This window comes from Aeromonas sp. PrichA-15 (genome assembly GCF_017939245.1).
Taxonomy (GTDB): domain Bacteria; phylum Pseudomonadota; class Gammaproteobacteria; order Enterobacterales; family Aeromonadaceae; genus Aeromonas; species Aeromonas caviae.
The window spans coordinates 1-5,455 of record NZ_JAGKRH010000169.1 but is presented as its reverse complement, the minus strand read 5'-3'; the positions used below and the strand labels follow the sequence as shown (position 1 = coordinate 5,455).

At 60.7% G+C, this 5,455-nt stretch carries 4 protein-coding genes and 1 pseudogene; all 5 read left to right on the top strand.

Translation table 11 applies throughout. From position 1 onward, the window contains the following. Nucleotides 1–795 (top strand): IS3-like element ISAs17 family transposase (locus J9889_RS17765; RefSeq protein ID WP_210557557.1); only part of this gene is annotated, 795 nt, incomplete at its 5' end. Nucleotides 796–832: 37 nt separating this feature from the next. Next, nucleotides 833–2,020 (top strand): annotated as a pseudogene (locus J9889_RS17760) (amino acid permease); the annotation flags it as partial. Between the two features lie 62 nt (nt 2,021–2,082). Next, on the top strand, nt 2,083–2,421 hold the full coding sequence (locus J9889_RS17755) for a tRNA-binding protein (RefSeq protein WP_026080427.1): 339 nt from the start codon (nt 2,083–2,085) through the stop codon (nt 2,419–2,421). 167 nt (nt 2,422–2,588) lie between these two features. Continuing rightward, nucleotides 2,589–4,034 carry an amino acid permease gene (locus J9889_RS17750; RefSeq protein ID WP_210557555.1) on the top strand — a complete coding sequence of 482 codons (1,446 nt, stop codon included), beginning with the start codon at nt 2,589–2,591 and terminating at the stop codon, nt 4,032–4,034. A gap of 273 nt (nt 4,035–4,307) precedes the next feature. Next, complete coding sequence (locus J9889_RS17745; RefSeq protein WP_069784189.1) at nt 4,308–5,279, top strand: bile acid:sodium symporter family protein; 972 nt, start codon at nt 4,308–4,310, stop codon at nt 5,277–5,279. Nucleotides 5,280–5,455: the final 176 nt, after the last annotated feature.

The window sequence follows — 5,455 nt, the reverse complement described above, 5'->3', positions numbered from 1 at the left end:
TCCGTTCGTGTTCATCGAAAACCGGGTTGGCAAGATGGTCGTCATCATCGCCAGCGTGATGATGCAGCCTTACTTGGCCGTATCATGGAGGCGATGGCAGAGCTTCCCTCCTATGGCTATCGCCGGGTCTGGGCGCTGTTACGGCGCCAGTCTGAGGCAACAGAACAACCTGTGGTAAACGCTAAGCGGGTATATCGCGTCATGCGCGAGCATGGCTTGCTGCTGGAAAGAAAACCAGCTGCACCATTGGCCCAGCAGGCACATAAGGGGCGTGTTGCCGTCAAGGAGAGCAATCGACGGTGGTGCTCAGATGGCTTCGAGTTTCGCTGTGATAACGGTGAAAAACTACGTGTCACGTTCGCCATGGATTGCTGCGATAGGGAGGCGTTGGACTGGGCGGCCAGTACTGGGGGTTACGATAGTGACACTGTGCAAGATGTCATGCTGAGGTCTGTCGAACGTCGCTTTGGGGATTCGTTGCCGGCATCACCGGTGGAGTGGCTGACTGATAATGGCTCGGCGTATCGCGCCCATGAGACCCGCGCGTTTGCACGAGAAATCGGGTTGGAGCCCAGAACGACAGCAGTGAGAAGCCCACAGAGTAACGGTATAGCGGAGAGCTTCGTGAAGACGATGAAGCGAGACTATATCGAGATGATGCCAAAACCGGATAGCCGAACAGCGGTAGGCAATTTGGCTATTGCGTTTGAGCATTATAACGAGCACCACCCGCACAGCGCCTTGGGATACCGTTCACCTCGGGAATTTCTGCGCAGTCGGGTATCACAACCCTAAGCGGGAAAAAGTGTCTGGATCTATGGGGTCAAATCCAATCTCCGCCTACACCTACTGGTTCGTGAACCTCTTCTTCTTCACCTCGCTGCTGCCGCGGGTCATCGCCTACGCCTCCTATGCCTTCCTCGGCTACGAGTACATTCTCACCTCGGTGGCGACCACGGCATTGAGCATGGTGCTGTTTGCCTTTGCCACCTATGTCTCCACCAACGGCGCCAAGATGCTCGGCCCCATCACCTCGGTGACCTCGTCCCTGATGCTGCTGCTGACCCTCTCCTACATCCTGCTGGCGGGTGCGGCACTGGTGGGCGGCGTGCAACCGGCTGACCCCATCACGGTAGAGGCCATGGTCCCCGATTTCAGCTGGGCCTTCCTCGGCATCACCACCTGGATCTTTATGGCAGCCGGTGGCGCCGAGTCGGTGGCGGTCTACGTCAATGACGTGAAGGGCGGCTCCAAGTCATTCGTGAAGGTGATCATCGTCGCCGGGATCTTTATCGGCGTGCTCTACTCCATCGCATCGCTGTTGATCAACGTGTTCGTCCACAGCGACACCCTGAAATATACCGGCGGCTCGGTGCAGGTGTTCGAGGGGCTGGCTGCCTACTTCGGCCTGCCGGAGATCCTGATGAACCGTTTCGTCGGGCTGGTCTCCTTCACCGCCATGTTCGGCTCCCTGTTGATGTGGACGGCGACCCCGGTGAAGATCTTCTTCTCCGAGATCCCGGCCGGCATCTTCGGCAAGAAGACGGTCGAGCTGAACGAGCACGGCGTGCCCGCCCGCGCAGCCTGGATCCAGTACCTCATCGTGCTGCCGCTGATGGTGATCCCGACTCTGGGCTCCAACACCGCGCAGGAGCTGATGAACACCGTCATCAACATGACCGCTGCCGCCTCCATGCTGCCGCCGCTGTTCATCATGCTGGCCTACCTCAATCTGCGGCTGAAGCTCGACCACCTGCCGCGGGATTTCAAGATGGGCTCGCGTTCCACCGGCATCGCCGTGGTCTCGGTGCTGATCGTCCTCTTCTCGGTGGGCTTCCTCGCCTCCACCTTCCCGACCGGCGCCGACATCATGACCATCGTCTTCTACAACGTCGGCGGGATCGTGATTTTCCTCGGCTTCGCCTGGTGGAAATACAACCGCTACGAGGCCTCTCTCAGCGCCGAGGCGCGCGCGAAAGAGGCCGAGCCAGCGGCGCAGGTCGTCATCCAGCCGTCATGACCCCATCAAACCGGGTGGCCGTTGGCCACCCGCAAACCGTTGAACCAGAAAAGGAAAAGTGCATGAGCGAGACGATCGAGTTTGCCGAATTCAAACGGGTCGAGATGAAGGTGGGCAAGGTGCTGGAGGTGGTGCGCCACCCCGGGGCCGACAAACTCTACATCGTCCAGATCGACGTAGGGGGCGAGCGGCCGCTGCAGACCGTCACCAGTCTGGTGCCTTACTACAGCGAAGAGGAGCTGATGGGCAGCGAGGTGGTGGTACTGACCAACCTCAAGCCCACCAGGATGCGCGGTGAGCGATCCGAGTGCATGTTGCTCTGCGCCGAGACCCCGGACGAGAGCCAGAGCGTGCTGTTGCAGCCGCGGGTGCCGATGGCGCCGGGCACCCCGATCGTCTGAATGATATTGCGAGCCGGTGCGGTGAGATTGCACCGGTTCACCAGCGAGGCCGTCCACGCGGCCCGATCATAACAAGAGAGTAAAGCGCGGGGCCGACAGACCCTTGCCAAACACATCACAGAGTCACAGCGTTACCCGCAGGGAGCGCAAGTCCACTGGAGGACACCATGTCTGAATCCGTACGCGGCACCATAGGCAAGTTTGCCTTGTTGTCGATGACCTTTGCCGCCGTGTTCAACGTGCGCAACATCGTCAACAACAACATCGAGCTGGGGCTCAGCTCCGCCCCCATCTTCCTGCTGGCGACCATCGTCTACTTCATCCCGTTCGTTTTCATCATCGCCGAGTTCGTCTCGGCCAATAAAAACTCCGAGTCGGGGATGTACGACTGGCTTAAAAAACCGCTCGGCACCCGGATGGCCTATCTGGGCTCGTTTCTCTACTGGTTCGTGAACCTGTTCTGGTTCGTTTCCCTGCTGCCCAACGTCATCGCCTACGCCTCCTACGCCATGCTGGGCTATGAGTACAGCTTCTCGCCCATGGTCACCTCAGTCATTTCCATCGTGCTGTTTGCGGCGGCGACCCATATCTCCACCAAGGGGGCGAGCTGGCTCGGCAAGATTGCCGAAATAGTGGCCTACAGCGTCTTTGCCCTGTTCGCCATCTATGTGCTGGGCGCCCTGATGGCTTTGAGTGGCGATCATGTACCGGCCCAGCCCATCACGCTGGAGGCGATGACCCCTACCGTCAACTGGGCGACCCTCGGCATCATGTGCTGGATCTTCCAGGCGGCGGGCGGTGCCGAAACGGCGGCGGCCTACCTTAATGACGTGAAGGGGGGCCAGAAGTCCTTCATCAAGGTGATCATCAGCGCCGGTATCGTCATCGGTGCCATGTATGCGGTCGGTTCCCTGCTGGTGAACGTGTTCGTACCGCGCGAGAGCCTCACCTATGCCGGCGGCATGGTGGAGATCTTCACCGGTATGGCGCAGTATTTCGGGCTCTCCGAAGCGCTGGTGGGCCGCTTCGTCGGCGTGGTGCTGTTCATCGCCATGTTCGGCTCCATGATGATGTGGACCTCGGCACCGGTGAAGATCCACTTCTCCGAGATCCCGCAGGGGGTTTACGGCGAGAAGACCACCCAGCTCAACGAGCACGGCGTGCCGGTGCGCGCCGCCTGGTGGCAGTTTGTCTTCGTGTTCGCGATGCTGGTGGTCAACGGTTTCGGCTCCGAGTCGGTGCAGCAGATGATGAACACCGCCATCAACCTCACCGCCGGCACCGCCATGTTGCCGCCGATCTTCATCATGGTGGCCTACTTCGTGTTCCGCTGGAAACATGACGATACCCCCCGTGACTTCCGCATGGGGTCGCGCACCTTCGGGATGGGCGTGGTGTCTGTATTGATCGCCATCTTCGTGGTGAGCATGAGTGCCTCCGCCTTCCCGGCCGGGGTGGATCTGGTGCGCGCCTTCTTCATCAACGTCTTCATGACCGCGGTCTTCTCGGCGCTGGCCTACTGGTGGATCTCCCGCTTCGAGAAGCGCCAAGCCCGCAAGTCAGGTGGCAATGAGAAGAAAGCGGGCAGCGGCCCCCTGGCCAGCCAGCGCTGACCGGCATGTGGCAAACAGGAGACGGGCGGCCTTGGTCGCCCGTTTTTTGTTGGCCGGATCCGGGGCCGGAGGGGCAAAATCGTTTAGTTTTGCTGTGAGAATGCGCGTTATCGTTTAACAAAATGAAACAAATGAAGCTGCCGCTCAACTTTGCACCACAGGGTGTTCGGGGTAAGCTTGTCCCTTCGTATCCGGGGTCGCCGCCTGATGACGCCTTCCCCGTGCCCTGTCGTCCCCATCCCGTGCGGGACGCGCTTTCTCTGGAGACTCTCCGTGCGTCTGGATCCTTTTACCTCTGTGCTGATTGCCGTGGTGGCCCTGGCCTCCTTCTTCCCCTGCGAGGGGCAGGTGGCCGTCTGGTTCGGTCTGTTGACCAAGCTGGCGGTGGCGCTCTTGTTCTTCATGCATGGTGCCAAGCTGTCGCGCCAGAACCTGCTGGCGGGCCTCGGCCACTGGCGGCTGCACCTGGTGGTGATGGCCAGCACCTTCCTGCTCTTCCCGCTGCTGGGGCTCTTGCTCACGCCGCTGGTGCCCCAGTGGCTGAGCCCGGCCATCTATCTCGGCTTCTTGTATCTGTGCGCCCTGCCCGCCACCGTGCAGTCGGCCATCGCCTTCACCTCCATGGCGGGGGGCAATGTGTCGGCGGCGGTGTGCAGCGCCTCGGCCTCCAGCATCCTCGGCATCTTCCTCTCGCCGGTGCTGGTGGGGCTGATGATCAATGTGCAGGGGGAGGGGGTCGATACCTGGCACTCCATTCAGGCCATCATGGTGCAGCTGATGCTGCCCTTCGTGGTGGGCCACCTGTCGCGCCCCCTCATCGGTGGCTGGGTCGACAGCCATCGCCCGCTCATCGGCAAGCTGGATCAGAGCTCCATCCTGCTGGTGGTCTATGTGGCCTTCAGCGAGGCGGTGGTGCAGGGGATCTGGCACCAGGTCGGTTGGTATGATCTCGCCAGCATCGTGCTGCTGAGCTGCGTGCTGCTGGCGCTGGTGCTGGGGTGGAACGTCTGGATCAGCCGTCGCCTCGGCTTCAACAGGGCGGACGAGATCACCATCGTCTTCTGCGGCTCCAAGAAGAGCCTGGCCAACGGGGTGCCCATGGCCAACGTCATGTTCCCCGCCGCCAGCGTCGGGGTCATGGTGCTGCCCCTGATGATCTTCCACCAGATCCAGCTGATGGTGTGCGCCGTGCTGGCCCGCCGCTACCGCGAGCAGGAGGCCCTGCCCCAGGTACAGGAGGGGTAAGCGGTACGGATAAAAAAGAGGGAGGCCAGTGGGCCTAATGCCGATCAGTTAAGGATCCATTGACCGATCCTCAGGCTGTGTAAGAATCCGAAACTCCTTGTTGGGTTTCGGATTTTTTTATGCGTATCGACCAAGCTCTCGACTTCATTCACGCCTGTCCTCCCGGAAAGTTTGAG